Annotated in this window: 12 protein-coding genes; 3 read left to right on the top strand and 9 right to left on the bottom strand. The window is 64.3% G+C overall.

What is annotated here, in order from left to right:
- Positions 1–4: 4 nt before the first annotated feature.
- The 9 genes from IEG05_RS08250 to xthA form a co-directional block, all read right to left on the bottom strand.
- The gene (locus tag IEG05_RS08250; protein ID WP_191121901.1) at positions 5–1,483 is read right to left on the bottom strand and encodes a mannitol dehydrogenase family protein; all 1,479 of its coding nucleotides are present in this window, start codon (positions 1,481–1,483) and stop codon (positions 5–7) included.
- 106 nt (positions 1,484–1,589) lie between these two features.
- Positions 1,590–2,693 carry an ABC transporter ATP-binding protein gene (locus IEG05_RS08245; RefSeq protein ID WP_191121900.1) on the bottom strand — a complete coding sequence of 368 codons (1,104 nt, stop codon included), beginning with the start codon at positions 2,691–2,693 and terminating at the stop codon, positions 1,590–1,592.
- A 38-nt stretch (positions 2,694–2,731) separates the two neighbouring features.
- Complete coding sequence (locus IEG05_RS08240) at positions 2,732–3,565, bottom strand: carbohydrate ABC transporter permease (RefSeq protein ID WP_191121899.1); 834 nt, start codon at positions 3,563–3,565, stop codon at positions 2,732–2,734.
- Between the two features lie 10 nt (positions 3,566–3,575).
- Positions 3,576–4,520: a carbohydrate ABC transporter permease gene (locus tag IEG05_RS08235; protein WP_017244559.1), complete on the bottom strand. Its 945-nt coding sequence runs from the start codon at positions 4,518–4,520 to the stop codon at positions 3,576–3,578.
- 82 nt (positions 4,521–4,602) lie between these two features.
- Positions 4,603–5,910: an ABC transporter substrate-binding protein gene (locus IEG05_RS08230; protein WP_191121898.1), complete on the bottom strand. Its 1,308-nt coding sequence runs from the start codon at positions 5,908–5,910 to the stop codon at positions 4,603–4,605.
- Positions 5,911–6,208: 298 nt separating this feature from the next.
- The gene (locus tag IEG05_RS08225) at positions 6,209–7,114 is read right to left on the bottom strand and encodes an AraC family transcriptional regulator (protein WP_191121897.1); all 906 of its coding nucleotides are present in this window, start codon (positions 7,112–7,114) and stop codon (positions 6,209–6,211) included.
- Positions 7,115–7,180: 66 nt separating this feature from the next.
- Positions 7,181–8,113 carry a carbohydrate kinase family protein gene (locus IEG05_RS08220; protein ID WP_191121896.1) on the bottom strand — a complete coding sequence of 311 codons (933 nt, stop codon included), beginning with the start codon at positions 8,111–8,113 and terminating at the stop codon, positions 7,181–7,183.
- A gap of 99 nt (positions 8,114–8,212) precedes the next feature.
- Positions 8,213–9,568: a substrate-binding domain-containing protein gene (locus IEG05_RS08215; protein WP_191121895.1), complete on the bottom strand. Its 1,356-nt coding sequence runs from the start codon at positions 9,566–9,568 to the stop codon at positions 8,213–8,215.
- Positions 9,569–9,663: 95 nt separating this feature from the next.
- On the bottom strand, positions 9,664–10,476 hold the full coding sequence (xthA, locus tag IEG05_RS08210; protein ID WP_191121894.1) for an exodeoxyribonuclease III: 813 nt from the start codon (positions 10,474–10,476) through the stop codon (positions 9,664–9,666).
- A gap of 252 nt (positions 10,477–10,728) precedes the next feature.
- Between xthA and IEG05_RS08205 the strand changes: the two genes are divergently transcribed.
- The 3 genes from IEG05_RS08205 (at position 10,729) to IEG05_RS08195 (ending at position 16,919) form a co-directional block, all read left to right on the top strand.
- Positions 10,729–11,364: a GNAT family N-acetyltransferase gene (locus IEG05_RS08205; protein WP_191121893.1), complete on the top strand. Its 636-nt coding sequence runs from the start codon at positions 10,729–10,731 to the stop codon at positions 11,362–11,364.
- Between the two features lie 195 nt (positions 11,365–11,559).
- Positions 11,560–13,242 carry an autotransporter assembly complex protein TamA gene (locus tag IEG05_RS08200; protein WP_172602809.1) on the top strand — a complete coding sequence of 561 codons (1,683 nt, stop codon included), beginning with the start codon at positions 11,560–11,562 and terminating at the stop codon, positions 13,240–13,242.
- Complete coding sequence (locus IEG05_RS08195) at positions 13,242–16,919, top strand: translocation/assembly module TamB domain-containing protein (RefSeq protein WP_191121892.1); 3,678 nt, start codon at positions 13,242–13,244, stop codon at positions 16,917–16,919. The genes IEG05_RS08200 and IEG05_RS08195 overlap by 1 nt, the downstream gene beginning before the upstream one ends.
- Positions 16,920–17,293: the final 374 nt, after the last annotated feature.

The following is a 17,293-nucleotide window of genomic DNA, read 5'->3' as shown; positions in this document are numbered from 1 at the left end:
CCCGTCACTGCGTCAGCAACAGATCAAGGGTGCCGCTGACCCCGAGCGTGCGCAGCCGCAGCAGGTTGCGCTCGAAGGCTTCGCGGAAGGCGAGCGAACGCGGAATCTGCGTGCCGAAGATCTCCTCGCGCCCGAGCAGACGTTCGGCGAGACCGTCGTCCTCCGCAACAAGGGACTGGCAGAAATCTGCGCGCGGATCGGGGATGCGGTACTGCTCGCCGTTTTCATCGACGCCCCGCAGATACAGCGCCCAGGCGGCGACCACCAAGGCGGCCCGGTCCAGGCCAGCGTTATCGGCGATCAGGCGGTCGATGGTCGGCACGCTGAACTTGGGAAACTTCGACGAGCCATCGGAGCACACCCGTTCCAGCTGATCGGCGATGGCACGGTTGGAGAAGCGCTCGATCAGCGTCTGCTTGTAGCGAGCGAGATCGATGCCGGGCACGGGAGCCAGTTGTGGGGTGACGTCCTCGTTCATGTAGCGTCGGATGTACTCGACGAACAGCGGATCGGCCATGGTTTCGTTGACGAAGCGATAACCGCGCAGGAAGCCGAGGTAGGTCAGCGCGAGGTGGCTGCCGTTGAGCAGCTTGATCTTCATCTCCTCGTAGGGCGAAACGTTGTTGGTGAACTGCACGCCGACCTTTTCCCAGGCCGGACGGCCGGCGACGAAGCGGTCTTCCAGTACCCATTGCACGAAGGGTTCGCAGACCACCGGCCAGGCGTCATCGAGGCCGTGCTGACGCTCCAGGTCCTGGCGATGGGCTGCGCTGGTCATGGGCGTGATGCGGTCGACCATGGCGTTGGGGAAGCTGACGTTGCGCTCGATCCAGCCGGCCAGGTCGGGGTCGACCAGGCTGGCGAAGGCCAGCGTGGCTTTGCGGGTCACGTCGCCGTTGTGGGGGAGGTTGTCGCAGGACATCACCGTGAAGGGCCCGACGCCGTCGCCGCGGCGCTTGGCCAGGGCCGCGCAGAGCAGGCCAAAAACGCTAACCGGGCTGCGCGGGTGCTGCAGGTCATGTTGGATTTGTGGCAGTTGCGCATTGAACTGGCCGGTGCTGTCGTCCAGGCAATAGCCGCCCTCGGTGATGGTCAGCGAGATGATGCGAATCGCCGGATCGGCCAGGCGGGCAACCACCGCCTCGGAACCATCCTCGCCCACCAGCAGCATGTCGCGAATGCTGCCGATCACCCGGACCTCGGTGTCGGGCCGGTCGTCGAGCTCGACCAGGGTGTAGAGGTAGTCCTGCGCGGCCAGTGCGTCGCGCATAGCGCGCTCCTCGGCGCGTGTGCCGATGCCGCAGATGCCCCACTCCAGCCCCTCGCCGGTGTTCATCAGTGCATCGGTGTAGGCCGCCTGGTGGGCGCGGTGAAAACCGCCCACGCCGATGTGGGCGATGCCGGTGGTGATCTCGGCCAGGTGGTAGTCGGGGCGCGCGATAGGGCCCGGCAGCTGTGGCAGATTCGCTTCGTTCAACTTCATCTCGGGCCTCGCTGGGCTTGAATGTGGAAAAGCCGGGGGCGGGATCGCTGCCATTGCGGGCGCAGCGATCTGCCGGTAAGTCAGGGCTCGGGTGGCTATGGGTCGGTCAGGCCGCCTGCTGTAGCGACTGGCCGACTGCAACGCCATTGCTGTCGAAGAGGTGGCAATGGTCGGCTTCCAATGTCAGCGACAGCGACTCGCCATAGCGCGGGGTGAAGTCACCGCGGATGCGCATGGTCAGCTGCTCGCCGTTGCCGGTGACCACGTGGCAGTAGGTGTCGCTGCCCAGCCGCTCGCTGACGTCGGCCTTCACGGTCAACTGGCAGTTGCCTTCGCTGCCACGGTTGAGGTGTTCCGGGCGGATGCCGAGGGTGACCGGATCGCCCGTCTTCAGTGTGGCGCCGCTCACCGGCAGGAACAGACGGCAACCGGCGTCGAGCTCGACTTCGCAGCTGCTGGCTTCGACACGGCTTGCGCGGCCCTTGAGAAAGCCCATCTTCGGTGTGCCGAGAAAGCCTGCGACGAAGAGGTTGGCCGGCTGGTGATAAAGCTCCATGGGCGAGCCGACCTGCTCGATTCGCCCGCCGTTGAGCACCACCACCTTGTCGGCCAGGGTCATGGCCTCGACCTGGTCATGGGTCACGTAGATCATCGTCGCCTGCAGTTCCTGGTGCAGGCGCGACAGCTCCAGACGCATCTGCACGCGCAGCGCGGCATCGAGGTTCGACAGGGGCTCATCGAACAGGAATACCTTGGGGTTGCGCACGATGGCGCGGCCAATGGCGACGCGCTGGCGCTGGCCGCCGGACAGTTGTCGTGGCTTGCGTTCGAGCAGCGGTTCCAGCTCCAGGGTGCGCGCGGCGGCTTCGATCTTGCGCGCCACCTCCTGCTTGTCCGCCCCGGCGAGATCCAGGGCGAACGACATGTTCTTGCGCACCGTCATGTGCGGATACAGCGCGTAGGTCTGGAACACCATGGCCAGGTCGCGTTTGGCCGGGCTGACATCGGTGATGTCGCGCCCGTCCAGTTCGATCCGCCCGCTGCTGACCTCCTCGAGCCCGGCGATCAGGCGCAGCAGGGTGGACTTGCCACAGCCGGACGGCCCGACGAAGACCACGAATTCGCGGTCGCGGATGTCCAGGTCGATGCCCTTGATGATCTCGTTGCCGTCGAAGCCTTTCTTCAGGTTGTGGACTTTCAGGTCTGCCATGTTCGAATCCTCAGTTGTTCTTGGTTGTCAGGCGGCGCTCATTTCACGGCGCCGAACGACAGGCCGCGCACCAGCTGCTTCTGGCTGATCCAGCCGAAGATCAGGATGGGGGCGCAGGCGAGGGTGGAGACGGCCGAGAGCTTGGCCCAGAACAGGCCTTCGGGACTGGAGTAGGAGGCGATCAGCGCGGTCAGCGGCGCGGCGTTGGACGAGGTCAGGTTCAGCGACCAGAAGGCTTCGTTCCAGCACAGGATCAGCGACAGCAACATGGTCGAGGCCAGCCCGCCCTTACTGATCGGCAGAAGCACGCGAAGCATCTCCTGCAGCAGCGTGGCGCCGTCCATGCGCGCCGCTTCGAGGATGTCGCGCGGGATGTCCTTGAAGTAGGTGTAGATCATCCACACCAGGATCGGCAGGTTGATCAGCGTGTAGATGATGATCAGCACTGCGCGGCTGTCGAGCAGGCCGAACTGCTTGGCCAGCAGGTAGATCGGCACCAGCACGCCCACCGGCGGCAGCATCTTGGTCGAGAGCATCCAGAGCAGCGTGCCCTTGGTGCGCTTCGTCTCGTAGAAGGCCATCGAGTACGCGGCGGGAATGGCGATCAGCATGCCCAGCGCGGTCGCGCCGAAGGAAATGGTCACCGAATTCCACGCGTACTTGAAGTAGCCGCTGCGGTCCTGGATGTGCAGGTAGTTTTCCAGCGTGGGCGTGAAGATGAACTGCGGCGGCGTGGCGAAGGCGTCGATCTCGGTCTTCAGGCTGGTCATCAGCATCCAGAAGATGGGGAAGAACAGCAGCAGCGCCACGGCCCAGGCGAACAGCCCGACCACCAGGGTGTTGAGGCGGCGACTTTGTTTGAGCGTCAGCATCGGTCTGTCCTCAATATTTTTCGGTGAGATTCTTGCCGAGCATCCGCACCAGGATGATCGCCGCGATGTTGGCGATCACCACCGCAATCAGGCCGCCGGCCGAGGCCATGCCGACATCGAACTGCAGCAGCGCCTGGTTGTAGATCAGGTAGGCGAGGTTGGTGGATGCGTAGCCGGGACCACCGCTGGTGGTGGTGAAGATCTCGGCGAATACCGAAAGCAGGAAAATGGTCTCTATCATCACCACCACGGCGATGGGCCGGGCCAGGTGGGGCAAGGTCAGATGCCAGAAGATCGCGATGGGGCCGGCACCATCGAGGCGGGCGGCTTCCTTCTGCTCCTGATCCAGGGACTGCATGGCGGTCATCAGGATCAGGATCGCGAAGGGCAGCCACTGCCAGGACACGATGATCACGATGGACGCCAGCGGATGCTGTGCGAGCCAGTCCACCGGCTGTGCGCCGAAGAACTTCCATACTGCCGCGAGAATGCCCGAGACCGGGTGATAGATGAGGTTCTTCCAGACCAGCGCGCTGACGGTCGGCATGATGAAGAACGGCGAGATCAGCAGCACGCGGACGATCCCGCGCCCCGCGAAGTCCGCTGCCTCCAGCAATGCCGAGATGAGCACGCCGAGTACCACGCTGATCAGCAGCACGCTGCCGACCAGGATCAGGGTGTTGGTCATGCCCGGGATGAAGCCGGCATCGGTCAGGAAGTAGTGGAAGTTCTCCAGCCCGACGAAATCCTTTTCGCCCGGATAGAGCAGGTTGTAGCGAACGAGCGAGAAGTACAGGGTCATCGCCAGTGGTACCAGCATCCACAGCAGCAACAGCGCGACCGAAGGGCTGACCAGGAACCAGCTCGGGGCCAACCTCGGCCGGCGGCGCTCGGCAGGTTGCGGTGATGCGTTGCTCGCAGGGGCCTTGGGCAAGGCAGTCGTAGTGGTCGCCATGATGATGCTCCGGCTGAAGAGGGGCCGATGAGGGCTCGCGGAGCCCTCGCGGGTTTACGCCTTCACGGGACGTGCGCCTGGTCTACTTGGGATAACCGGCGCGTTTCATTTCGCGGGTGGTCGACTGCTGCACCGCGGTAAGCATCTGCTCGACCGGCATCTGCCCGGTCAGCGCGGCGGAGAACATCTTGCCGACCTGGGTACCGATGGCCTGGAACTCAGGGATGGTGACCAGCTGGATACCGACGTAGGGCACCGGCTTGGCCGAAGGTGAGGCGGGATCGGCCTGCTTGAGCGACTCCAGGGTGATCTCCGCGAACGGCGCGGCCGCCATGTATTGCTCGTTGTAGGTGGACTCGCGCGTGCCCGGCGGCACGTTGGCGACGCCATCGGTCTCGGCGACGAGCTTGGCGTAGTCCTTGGAGGTCGCCCAGGCGGTGAAGGTCTTGGCGGCGTCCTTCTGCTGGGAGCTGGTCGGGATCGCCAGTGCCCAGGAGTACAGCCAGGCCGAGCCCTTGTCGGTGGTCTCCTGCGGTGCGAAGGTGAAACCGACCTTGTCGGCGACCTTGCTCTGCGATTCATCGGTCACGAAGGAGCCGGCAACGGTCGCATCGACCCACATGGCGCATTTGCCGCTGTTGAACAGCGCCAGGTTTTCGTTGAAGCCATTGCTGGAGGCGCCGGGCGGGCCGTACTGGCTGAGCAGGTCGACATAGAACCTAGCGGCCTTGGTCCATTCGGGGCCGTCGAATTCGGGTTGCCACTTCTCGTCGAACCAGCGCGCGCCGAAGGCGTTGGCGACGGTGGTGACCAGCGCCATGTTCTCGCCCCAGCCGGCCTTGCCGCGCAGGCAGATGCCGTACTGGTCCTCGCCAGGCTTGTGCAGCTTCTCGGCGAGCTCGGCCATCTGGGTCCAGGTGGGGTGTTCGGGCATTTGCAGGCCGGCCTGTTCGAACAGGTCGGTGCGGTAGTAGGTCATCGAGCTTTCGGCATAGAAGGGCAGCGCGTAGAGGGTGCCATCGACCGAAAGGCCTTCGCGAACCGAGGGGAATACGTCGTCCAGGTCGTAGTCGTCAGGGAGGTCGGTCATCGGAGCGAGCCAACCCTTGTCGCCCCACAGCGAGGCTTCGTACATGCCGATGGTCAGCACGTCGAACTGCCCACCGTTGGTGGCGATGTCGGTGGTCAGGCGCTGACGCAGGACGTTTTCCTCCAGCACCACCCAGTTGAGCTTGATGTCGGGGTGCTGCCGTTCGAAGGTCTTGGAGAGGCGCTGCATGCGGATCATGTCCGCGTTGTTGACGGTGGCGACGGTGAGGGTTTCGGCGGCCTGGGCCAGCGCAATCGAGGCCATGCAGGCGGTACCGAGCAGCAAGTTGAATGCTTTCATTCGTGGACTCCTCTTCCAGATCGGGGCCTGGAAGCACTTATTGTTTTTGTTGTTACCCGCGTACTGCGCTACGAGCGTCTGGCAGGCATTACAGCGCCGGCTGTGGCTGTGCGACAAAGCCGTGACTGCACTTCTACCGATACGTTTTTGCACTCCTTGGACTGAGGGCGACCGCCCACGGTGCCGCTACCCAGACGCCTTCAAGAGGCTCAAGAACAAGGCTTTGCCATGACCTTAGAGAGGTGTGCGGAGCAACGGGCGAGGAAGAGGTCGTCGAATTCGGCTGGCTGGAAGCGTATCAGCCGGCCAGGTTCTGCTCGGTCAGCCGTTGTTCGACCAGGCGGCGATAGCAGGACGGCGTCATGCCCTTGAGCTGCTGAAAGCGGCGATTGAAATTGGACAGGTTGTTGAAGCCCGACTCGAAGCAGACGTCGGTAACCGGCTTGTCCTGATCGAGCAACAGCTCGCAGGACTTGCTGATGCGCAGGCTGTTGACGAACTCGACATAGCAGCGGCCGGTGGCGCGCTTGAAGAAGCGCGAGAAGTAGGTGGGTTTCATCCCGAGATGGCTGGCGACTTCTTCCAGCGGCAGTTCACGCATGTAGTGCTCGAAGATGTAGTTGACCGCCATGTTGGTGCGATCGGCATGGTGTTCGTCGCTCAGCTGTGCCGAGGTGGCGCCGGAGAGCAGCTGGTAGTCGTCGCACCGCGCCAGCAGCTCGAGCATGATCAGAAAGTAGCCGAGGCGAGTGGCGCCGCGGCTGTCGGCGATCCGCTGCATCAGCTCGCCGGCCTGGTCGATGGTGCTGGGGCATCGAAATTCGATGCCGTAACGCGAGCGTTCGAGCATCGGCGTGAAACTGCGCAGCTCGGAGAACACGCTGTGGCCGGCATCCAGCATTTCGTCGGTGAAGTTGACCAGCATGTCGCGCTTGGCCACGACTTCGCCTTCCTCGACCTGGCTGATCCAGTTGTGCGGCAGATGCGGACCGGTGAGAAACAGGCTGTTCGGCCCGAAATTGCCCACGTAGTCGCCGACGAAAACCTTGCCCGAGCTGGCGACGATCAGATGCAGCTCGTACTCCTTGTGGTTGTGCCAGCGCACCAGAGGGCAGGGGAAACCGTGCTCGCGGTAGATCAGTGAGTTGCCGTGGTGATCGTCCATGAGTTCGTAGGACGGGTCGGAGATCTTCAACGCTCTCATGCAGGGTCCGTTGTCGAGAAAGGCATCGAAGCGTTATAGCCGCTCTGGCGACGATGGCAAAATCGCTCAGGCTATTTCGTATCGGTAAGGCAGCTCCGGACCACGTCTGGAACAGGTGATGGCTGCCGCCTTGCTGGCGAATTCGAGCATGGCCTGCAGCTGTGCCGGCGACATCTGTGCGAGCCCCGCTGGGGTGTCCAGCCGTTGTTCGGTCAGGTAGGCCAGCAGGGCGGCCTGGAACGTGTCGCCAGCGCCTACGCTGTCGCACACCGTCACTGGTTGCGCTGCGACATCGAGCTGGCCGTGCTGCCGGCTGAACAGCTGCGCGCCATCGCCACCCCGCGTGATCACCACCAGCTCTGCGTGATGGTCCAGCCAGCGCTGGGCGATGCTCGCTGGCGCAACGCCCGGATAGAGCAGGGCCAGGTCCTCGTCGCTGACCTTGATGAGATGTGCGCGTTCGGCGAACGCCTCGACCCGCTCGCGCCAACGTTCGAGGCTGGGTTCGACGTTGAGGCGAATGTTCGGATCGAGTGAAATCAGGCGCTGGGCATGCTCGCGATGCAGCAAGGCCAGCAGCGTATCGGCAATCGGCGGCGTCACCAGCGAATAGGAACCGAAATGGATGCCGCGAATGCCAGCAGGCAGCGGCTGCAGCTGTTCGGTATGCAACAGGCGATCGGCACAACCTTCGCCGCGAAAGCTGTAGACCGGACTGCCATCGGCGCCGATGGCGACCATCGCCAGGGTGGTCGGCGCATCGAAGATGGCGAGATGTTCGGTGGCAACGCCTTCTTCCTGCAGAAGCTCTAGCAGGCGCTGACCGAAATGATCGCGGGAGAGCCCACCGAGCATCGCGACTTGCGTGCCCAACCGGGCCAGCCCGACGGCAACGTTGAACGGCGAGCCACCTGCAACGGCTTCCAGATGCAGACGACTGCGGCTGTCGGTCGAGGCCGCGAACACATCGAAAAGCGCTTCACCACAGACGAGGTACATGGACGATTCCTGCTGGCGGAAATCGCCCGAGCTTAAACCCGACGCCTGCACCGGGACAGTACGCCCGCGGCTGGCAGCCGATACGATCTTGCACTCGTTTCAGTACACCCAGACTTCGACACGGCGATTTTTGATGCGGCCAGCTTCGCTGTTAGATGCCACTGGAAGTTGATCGCCCAAGCCGTTGATTTCCTTTACAAGGATGCCGCCACGCGCCAGTTCGCGACGCACCGCCATGGCGCGCAGCTTGGACAGCAATGCAGTCCGCGCGGGATCGTTGCGGGCGTCGCCGAAGCCGACCAGCACCGCCGCGTTCATCTGCTTGTCGTGGCTGTTGAGATAGTCGATCAAACGCTGCACATCGCGCTGGGCCTTGTTGTCCAGTTGCGCGCTGCCTTCGGCGAAGCGAAAGTTGACGGTCAGCCGTTGCGCTTCGCGTGCCAATTGCTGGTAGGCAGCGGGCATCGCCGCCTGCGCGGGCAGCCTGATCGGCGCGATGGCCTGGGCCACGTAGCCGGATTTCTCGACGATGGCTTGCCCCGCAGGACTATGCACGAACGTCAGGAATTCGCGGGTCCATTTCGATTGCTTCTGTGGATCGGCGTAGAGGAACAGGCGCCGCGACAGGGGATAGTCTTCGGTGGCGACCAGGGCCGTGGTCGGTGGCATGGGCTGGGAATCGCCGTCGGTGATTGCCAGCGCCTTCGACTTGCCGACAGAGGCGAGACCGACAAAGCCGATGGCCCCGCTACGGCGGCTGACGGCCAGGGACAAGGCGTCGTTGGACTCGTAACGGGTTGCATTGGTAGCCAGCGTTTTGCCCTGGCTGCCCAGGACCAGTTCCTTGAAGGTGTCGTAGGTACCGGACTGGTCATCGCGAGCGTGCAACTCGACGGCTGCATTGGCACCGCCGAGCTCACGCCAGTTGACGATCTCGCCTGAGAAGAGGCGTGCGACCTGTTCTACGCTGAGCGACTGCACCGGGTTATCGGGATGGACGATCACCGCCAGGCCATCGATGGCTATGACCTGTTCGCTCTCAGCGCTGCGCAGGTCGCCCAGGGCGGAGAGGCTCTGCGCTTCGCTCTGCTTGATCGGTCGCGAAGCAGCGGCGAGGTCGGCAGTGCCGTCTTTCAGCCCGGCGAATCCGGTACCGGTGCCATGGGCTGCGACCAGCGCCTGGATGGTCTTGCCCCGCTCGTCGAGGGCATTGACGCGCTGCTCGTTCTCCTTGCCGGCCGGGGCGATGCGGACCGACTGCAGGCCCTTGGCCTCGAACAGGCCGGCCACCAGCATCGGTGCCAGCTTGGCACCCACGGTGTTGGAGCCGTGGATGCGCAGTATGGTCGTTCCGTCTGGCGGGGCGGCGAGGCTGTTGCCGGAGGCGCTGCCCAGCGTAATCAACAGCAGTGGCAATGCCCGATTCCAGAACCGTCCAAACACTCGTGGCGTCATCTCGCGACCTCCTTGTAGAAGGCCGCGAGATTAAGACGGTTCGGTTACCAATAAATGACAGCGCGGACGGCGCTGCCGGAATTGCGCAGCGGTCGTCAGCGCAGCTCGATCCACACCGGGCAGTGGTCCGAAGGCTTCTCCATCGCGCGAATGTCGTAGTCGACGCCACAATCGACCACGCGCTGGTGCAGCGCTGCGGTGGTGAGGATGTAGTCGATGCGCAGGCCGCGACGCGGGTCGTCCTCGAAACCGCGACTGCGATAGTCGAACCAGCTGAAGCGATCGACGACTTCCGGGTTTAGGGTACGAAAGCTGTCCTGCAGCCCCCAGCCCTTCAGGCGTTCGAGCCACTCGCGCTCCTCGGGGAGAAAGCTGCACTTGCCGGTGCGCAGCCAACGCTTGGCGTTCACTTCGCCGATGCCGATGTCGCAGTCCTGCGGGGAGATATTGAAGTCGCCCATCAGCGCGAGCGATTCCTCGGGGCGGAACTGCTGTTCGAGCAACGCCTGCAGGTCGGCGTAGAACTTGGTCTTGGCGGGAAACTTCACCGGATGGGCGCGGCTTTCGCCCTGGGGGAAGTAGCCGTTCATCACGGTAACCTGCTGGCCACCGGCATCGGCGAAGCGGCCCCAGATGAAGCGCTTCTGCGACTCCTCGCCATCGCTGGGAAAGCCCTTGTGGATCTCAAGCGGTGCCTGGCGCGAGAGCAGGGCGACGCCGTAGTGGCCCTTCTGCCCGTGATAGTGGACGTGGTAGCCGAGCGCCTCGATCTCCGCCTGGGGAAACTGTTCGTCAGAAACCTTGGTTTCCTGAAGGCCGATGACGTCTGGCTGATGCTTTTCAATGACTGCAGAAAGCTGGTGAGGTCTTGCGCGTAATCCATTGATATTGAAGGAAACGATTTTCATGGGATTCCGTGAGGCTGGCTGAGGCTCAAGGGGGAAGAACACCCGGCGCGGCGCTGCCGATGCCGATCTGTCGTGGGCAAAGAACGCCGATTCTAGAGCCGCGGCGCCGTGCTTACCAAGTTTCGAGCTGAAACGGACAGCAACGGCATTGTCTTTGGAGCAGCATGAACGGCAGCAGCTCCGGCGGCGTGGCGGGGCGGGCGAAGCGCTGCTAAGTTGCAAGCATCCCTCTGGAAAAAGCCGAGAGTTGCCATGCCGATGTCTGCCGAGGTTCGCACGCTCGATAGTGGTTATGACCGCGAAACCCGTTCGCTGCTATATCACGCATACCGTCACGAACCGACCTTTGCCTACCTGTTCGAGGCGGACCGGCCCGGCTATCTGCAGCGCGTGCGCGCGACCGTACGGGAGCTGGTAAACCAGCATTTCCTGCAGCAGCAACCAGCACTCGGGCTGTTGCTGGACGATCGGCTGATAGCCGTCGCGCTGATTGCGCCGCCGCAACGGCGGCTGGATGTCACCGAAAGCTGGGCCTGGCGCGCGCGCATGCTGCTGACCGCCGGGTTCCGCTGCACCAGGCGCTATCTGGACTACCACGCGGCGGTACTGGCGTGTCTGCCGACCGGCGCGGTGCATCTGCTGCCGTTGCTCGGTGTGCATCCGCAGTTTCAGGGGCAGCAATATGGTGAGCAGCTGCTGCAGGCGGTGCACGAGTGGTGCGCCGAGGATGAAACCTCCCAGGGGCTGGTGATCGATACCGGCAACCCACGCTACCTGAACTTCTACCAGCGGCAGGGCTACGAGGAGATCGGCCAGATCGCCGTCGGCCCGGTGGTCGAACACATCTTCTTTCATCCGGCGCCCAGGCGGATGGAAGCGGCGCGTTAGGTGTGGCCGAATTTTATCCGGGCGGGCCAGTCTGACTGGTCTGAAGCCACGCGATGTCAGCCGATGCCCGCCCCGCCGCAAGATCGCCTTACACACTGTCTAGCCCGCACGTTCGGGCTTGCTCGGAAACACGTGCTAGCATCGCTGGCCATGTGCAAATCGAACCGAATCGGCCCGCTGGTAGCCGCACTCGTGATGTTGAGCGGCATCCATGCCAGCGCCGCTGAACTCGACGTTCGCATCGAGCCCGAGAACCGGGCGCTCCGGGAAAATATCGAGAACTACATTGGCGACTTGGGCGACCGTGACGCGCGCGAGCTGCTGCGCTACAGCCGGGTCGCGCAGAGTCAGGCGGAAAAGGCGTTGCAAGCGCTGGGTTACTACCGCAGCCGCATCCGCACCGATGTGCGTGAGGGCGAGGAACCCGCGCTGGTGTTGCGTGTGCGAACCGGTGAGCCGGTGAAGCTGCGCAACATCACCGTCCGGCTGGACGGGCCTGCCGCTGAGTTCTCCGGCTTTCGCGTCGCCGAACGCACCCTGCGTCAGGGCGATGTGCTGAACCACGGACGGTACGAAGAGGTGAAGCAGCAGTTTCTCAACCAGGCCTCGCGCTTCGGCTATTTCGATGGCCGCTTCACCCAGCAGCGGCTGGCCGTCGATCCGCGGGAGAACGTCGCCGACGTCGAGCTGGTGTTCGACAGCGGGCCGCGCTACCGCCTGGGCGACGTGCGCTTCGAGGGGGATTCGCCATTCGATGACGACCTGCTCGCGCGCATGGTGCCGTTCGAGACGGATACACCGTACGACTCCGAACTGATCGCCGAACTCAGCCAGGCGCTGCAGTCGAGCGGCTATTTCGAGGGCGTGCGCGTCGATGCCAACCCGAGCGGCGCCAACCAGCAGCGCATCCCGGTTTCGGTCGCGCTCACCACGCGCAAGCCGCGCACCTTTGGCTTCGGCCTTGGTTATTCCACCGACGTCGGCCCGCGGGTCCGGCTGGACTGGACACGCCACTGGGTCAACCCGCAAGGCCATAGCTACGGGGCCGAGGCGGAACTGTCGGCGCCGCGGCAGAACGTCGGGTTCTGGTACGACATCCCGCTGGACCCGCCACTGACCGACAAGCTGCGCTTCGTCGGCGGCTACCAGTATGAAGAGATCGCCGGCACCGACAGCCTCAGCCGCCTGCTCAAGGTCGGGCCGGAATGGCACAGCCAGCTGCCCAGCGGCTGGTTGCGCGTGCTGTCGCTGAAGTGGCAGCACGAGGAATATCGCCTCGGGGACGATTCAGGAACCAGCACCTTGCTCATGCCCGGCGTCGCCTACAGCTACCTGCGTAGCGACAACCGTATCGATCCGAGCCGCGGCTATCGCTTGCAGTTCGAAGTGGCCGCGGCGAAGGCCGGGGTGCTTTCCGACGCCGACCTGGTCCACGCCAACGTGCAGCTGCGGGGGCTGACCACCCTGGCCCAGCGGCATCGCTTTCTCGGTCGCGTGCAGCTTGGCGGCAACTGGACCGATGAATACGTCAACGTGCCGCCGTCACTGCGCTATTTCGCCGGTGGTGATCAGAGCGTGCGTGGCTACGATTACCAGAGCCTGTCACCGACCAACTCCGATGGCGACAAGATCGGCGGCCGCTATCAGTTCGCGGTCAGCGCCGAGTATCAGTATTCGATTGCCGAGAAATGGCGTGTCGCGACCTTCGTTGATCAGGGCAACGCCTTCAACTCACTGGAAATTCCCACGCTGAAAAGTGCCGTTGGCGTCGGTGTGCGCTGGGTATCGCCGGTCGGCCCAATTCGCGTCGATGTCGCTCATCCGCTGGACGGCGACGGTGGCGTCCGCCTGCATTTCTCCATGGGGCCGGAACTGTGATGCGGGTACTGCGTGGGCTTGGCTGGACGCTGCTTGGGCTGATACTGCTCGTGCTCATCGTCACCGCCGTGCTGCTCGGCACCGCCAGCGGCAGCCGCTGGCTGCTGGGGCAGGTGCCGGGGCTGACGGTCGAAGCGTTCGAGGGCCGACTCGGCCAACGCTGGCAGGCCGAGCGGCTGATCTGGGAGCAGGGCGGCAGTCGTGTCGAAGTGCAACAGCCCCGTCTTGTCTGGTCACCGGCGTGCCTGCTAAAGCGCACGCTGTGCATCGACGAGCTGGTCACCGGCGACATCGACCTCAGCTTCCCGCCCAGCGAGCCTGACCCGGCGGCGGAGCCCTTCAGCTTGCCTGAGCTCGATCTACCGCTGGCGCTGCAAGTCGAACGCATCGAAATCGGCCGGGTGACGCTCAATGAAAGCGAGCAGGTGCGAAACCTGTCTCTGCAGGCAAATTGGCGTGCGGATGGCCTGGATATCCAGCGCCTCGACCTGCGCAGGGCGGATGTGGACCTGTCAGTGACTGGCCGGCTGCAGCCCAGCGGTGATTGGCCGTTGACGCTGGACGGGCAGGCAGCGTTGCAGTCGCCGGACGAGCAGCCGTGGGCGCTGATGATCGCCGTGGATGGCGCCCTGCGCGAGCAGCTGCAGGTGCAGGTGAAAAGCCAGGGCTATCTCGACGGCACCCTCAGCGGGCAGCTGCGGGCCCTCGATGAGCAATTGCCGGCGACGCTCCGGCTGAGCGCCGACGGGTTCAAGCCGCTGCCCGATCTGCCGGACACCCTGCGCCTGAACGATCTGCAGCTGACAGCGAGTGGCAACCTGCAGGACGGCTACCGGCTGCTCGGTACCACAGAACTGCCGGGCGAGGGCGGCGCAGTGCGGCTGGCGCTGGAGGGCGTCGTCAGTCCGAGCGGAGCGCAGATCGAGATGCTCGAGCTGGATGCGGGGCAGCAGCGCGATGTGCGGCTGAGTGGCGATGTCGACTGGCAGGACGGCCTGACCGCGAATGCCGATCTGCTCTGGCGCAATTTTCCCTGGCGACGGCTCTACCCGGCGATCGAAGAGCCGCCGGTGACGCTGCGCGAGCTCAAGGCGCAGATTCAGTACGACGACGGCAGCTATCTCGGCAATTTCGAATCGGCCATGACGGGCCCGGCCGGGGATTTCACACTGAACAGCCCGGTCAGCGGCAATCTCGAAGCGGTGCATCTGCCGCAACTGCAGCTGCAAGCCGGGCAGGGCAGTGCGACGGGTTCGTTGAGCGTCGGCTTCGCCGCGGGCATCGACTGGAAAGCCGACCTGACGCTGAGCGAACTCGATCCGGCGTACTGGCTGGCCGAACTGCCGGGCAATCTCGGCGGTTCGCTGAAGAGCCAGGGCGCCTTGCGTGACGAGCAGCTGCAGGCCGAGGCGAGCCTCGACCTCGCCGGGCGCCTGCGCGGGCAGAATACCCGTCTGCAGCTGCAAGCCAACGGCGAGGGCGAGCGCTGGGATCTGCCGGTCATCGACCTGCGCATGGGCGATAACCGCGTACAGGGCAACGGCACCTGGGCACAGACGCTGGATGGTCGACTGCAATTGGAACTGGGCCGCCTGGCGCAGCTGTGGCCCGGTCTCAGGGGGCGAGTGAACGGTGAGGTCACGCTGGCGGGAACCGCAGCGGCGCCGAGCGCGCAGCTCGAGCTAAACGGTCGCAACCTCGCTTATCAGGACAATCGGCTGCGTCGCCTCAACGTGCAGGGTCAGCTATCCGATGGAGAACGTGGTCGGCTGGCGCTGAACGCCGAGCGAATCCGCGCAGGCGAGACGGACCTCGGCGCACTGCGGATCAGTGCCGAAGGCGCGGCGGAACGGCATCAGGCCGAGCTGCAGCTGCAAGGTCCGTTGCTCGACCTGGCGCTGGCTTTCGATGGTGGATTGCGCGGTGAGGATTGGCTTGGCCGGCTGACGCGCGGCGAGCTCAGCGCGCAGCAGCAAGACTGGGCCCTGCAACGGCCGGCCACACTGCAGCGTTTCGCCGATGGCCGACTGGAGTTCGGTGCGCATTGCTGGCGTTCCGGGCCCGCCAGCCTCTGCGCGGAGAATCAGCGTCTGCTGCCGGAACCGCAGATTCGCTATCGCCTGCGCGATTTCTCACTGCAGACCCTGGTCGACTATCTGCCCGAAGATTTCCGCTGGCAGGGCGAACTGAATGCCGATATCGAACTGGATCTTCCCGCTGGCGGGCCCAATGGCCGGGTTCGGGTCGACGCCGGCCCCGGCGTGCTGCGCATTCGCGATGTGGACGAGTGGCACGATTTCCCCTATCAGACCCTGGTGCTGAACAGCCGACTGCTGCCGGAGCGGATCGACAGCCAGCTGCGCTTTCTGGGCGGCGAGCTGGGCGAGCTTGACGTGCAGCTGCAGATCGATCCGCGGCCCGCGGCCAAGCCGATTGATGGCGAGTTTCGCCTGAGTGGTCTCGATCTGTCGGTGGCGCGCCCATTCGTGCCGATGGTCGAGCGTTTGCGCGGCGAACTGAACGGCAGTGGCCAGTTGGCCGGCACCCTGCAGCAGCCGTCACTCAACGGCCAACTGCTGTTGAGTGACGGTGAGATCGCCGGCAGCGAGTTGCCGACGACGTTCGAAGACCTGCGGGTGCGCATGCTGATCGAGGGTGAGCGGCTGGACATCGACGGCAACTGGCGTGCCGGCGAGCAGGGACGCGGCAGTCTGGCCGGCTCGCTGGACTGGCGGAACGAACTGGATCTGGATCTGGCGATCAAGGGCAGTCGCCTGCCGGTGGTGGTCGAGCCTTACGCCGACCTGGAAGTCGAGCCCGACCTGCGCATCGTGCTTAGCGGGCAAGACCTGGCGGTCAGCGGTCGGGTCGAAGTACCGCGAGGAGCGATCACGGTTCGCGAGCTACCGCCGGCGACAGTCAAGGTCTCTGAGGACACGGTGATCATCGGCCGCGAAGCCGAGGAGCCGGCGACCCCGCTGGCAGTGAAGATGGACATTGATGTCGAGGTGGGCCAGGACCGCCTGCGCTTCTCCGGCTTCGGCCTGACCGCCGATCTCGCCGGCTATCTGCACATTGGCGACAACCTGGATGCACGTGGCGAGCTACAGCTGAAGAACGGCCGATACCGAGCCTACGGCCAGCGACTGACCATCCGCCGCGCCGAGTTGCTGTTCACTGGCGTGATCAGCCAGCCGTTCCTCAACATTGAGGCGATTCGCCGTATCGATGCGGAGAATGTGATCGCCGGCCTGCGCATCACCGGCAGCGCCGAGCAGCCACGCATCGACGTGTTTTCCGAGCCTGCCATGAGTCAGGAGCAGGCACTGGCGTATCTGGTGCTGGGGCGACCGCTGGGTGCCGATACCGGGGACAGCAACCTGCTGGCACAGGCGGCGCTGGGCCTTGGCCTGGCGGGTAGCTCGTCCATCACCGGTGGCCTGGCGCAGCGCCTGGGCATACAGGACTTCCAGCTAGACACCGAAGGCACCGGCGTTGGCACCAGCGTGGTCGCTACCGGGCGGCTGACGGAACGGCTGGCATTGCGCTATGGCGTCGGCGTGTTCGAGCCGTCGAATACCATTGCGCTGCGCTATCAGCTGACGCGGCGAATCTTCCTCGAAGCCGCCAGCGGATTGGCCAGCTCGTTGGACCTGTTCTATCGCCGCGACTTCTGATCGATTGCGCGGCGCCGGAACACCGCTGGTGCGCCATGATCGAGGAGGCGCAGAGGCATGACGAAGCATTCGCGCTCTCATCGGTCGGGCGCACCAAACTGCATCAATCCGCACTGGCGGGCGCACCAGACTGGGCTACGCTGATTTCGCTTTCCATGCCATTCCTGGCTCGGCTGAGTCGAGCTGTCGGGGTCTGACCGTTCGGTCTGGTTTTCGCGTCGATTCGATCATCGAATCTGGCGCGATTGCCCCGAGCCCAATGGGCGAATGCAGTGGTAGCATCCACGCTTCCGAACGTCGCGGTCATAACCGCGCAACGCTCTAGCACGAGTCTTGCAAAGCGCTCGCGGACCTCAGCGCAGCGCAAGCTCCAG

Source organism: Stutzerimonas kunmingensis, from assembly GCF_014764705.1.
Lineage (GTDB): Bacteria > Pseudomonadota > Gammaproteobacteria > Pseudomonadales > Pseudomonadaceae > Stutzerimonas.
The sequence above is the reverse complement of the archived record's forward strand: the minus strand, read 5'-3'. Positions and strand labels throughout refer to the sequence as shown.

Coding starts and splice junctions, on each gene's coding strand:
- IEG05_RS08235 (WP_017244559.1), bottom strand. CDS start 4,520: ATGGCGACCACTACGACTGCCTTGCCCAAGGCCCCTGCGAGCAACGCA.
- IEG05_RS08245 (WP_191121900.1), bottom strand. CDS start 2,693: ATGGCAGACCTGAAAGTCCACAACCTGAAGAAAGGCTTCGACGGCAAC.
- IEG05_RS08215 (WP_191121895.1), bottom strand. CDS start 9,568: ATGACGCCACGAGTGTTTGGACGGTTCTGGAATCGGGCATTGCCACTG.
- IEG05_RS08205 (WP_191121893.1), top strand. CDS start 10,729: ATGCCGATGTCTGCCGAGGTTCGCACGCTCGATAGTGGTTATGACCGC.
- xthA (WP_191121894.1), bottom strand. CDS start 10,476: ATGAAAATCGTTTCCTTCAATATCAATGGATTACGCGCAAGACCTCAC.
- IEG05_RS08240 (WP_191121899.1), bottom strand. CDS start 3,565: ATGCTGACGCTCAAACAAAGTCGCCGCCTCAACACCCTGGTGGTCGGG.
- IEG05_RS08200 (WP_172602809.1), top strand. CDS start 11,560: ATGTTGAGCGGCATCCATGCCAGCGCCGCTGAACTCGACGTTCGCATC.
- IEG05_RS08195 (WP_191121892.1), top strand. CDS start 13,242: ATGCGGGTACTGCGTGGGCTTGGCTGGACGCTGCTTGGGCTGATACTG.
- IEG05_RS08220 (WP_191121896.1), bottom strand. CDS start 8,113: ATGTACCTCGTCTGTGGTGAAGCGCTTTTCGATGTGTTCGCGGCCTCG.
- IEG05_RS08230 (WP_191121898.1), bottom strand. CDS start 5,910: ATGAAAGCATTCAACTTGCTGCTCGGTACCGCCTGCATGGCCTCGATT.
- IEG05_RS08250 (WP_191121901.1), bottom strand. CDS start 1,483: ATGAAGTTGAACGAAGCGAATCTGCCACAGCTGCCGGGCCCTATCGCG.
- IEG05_RS08225 (WP_191121897.1), bottom strand. CDS start 7,114: ATGAGAGCGTTGAAGATCTCCGACCCGTCCTACGAACTCATGGACGAT.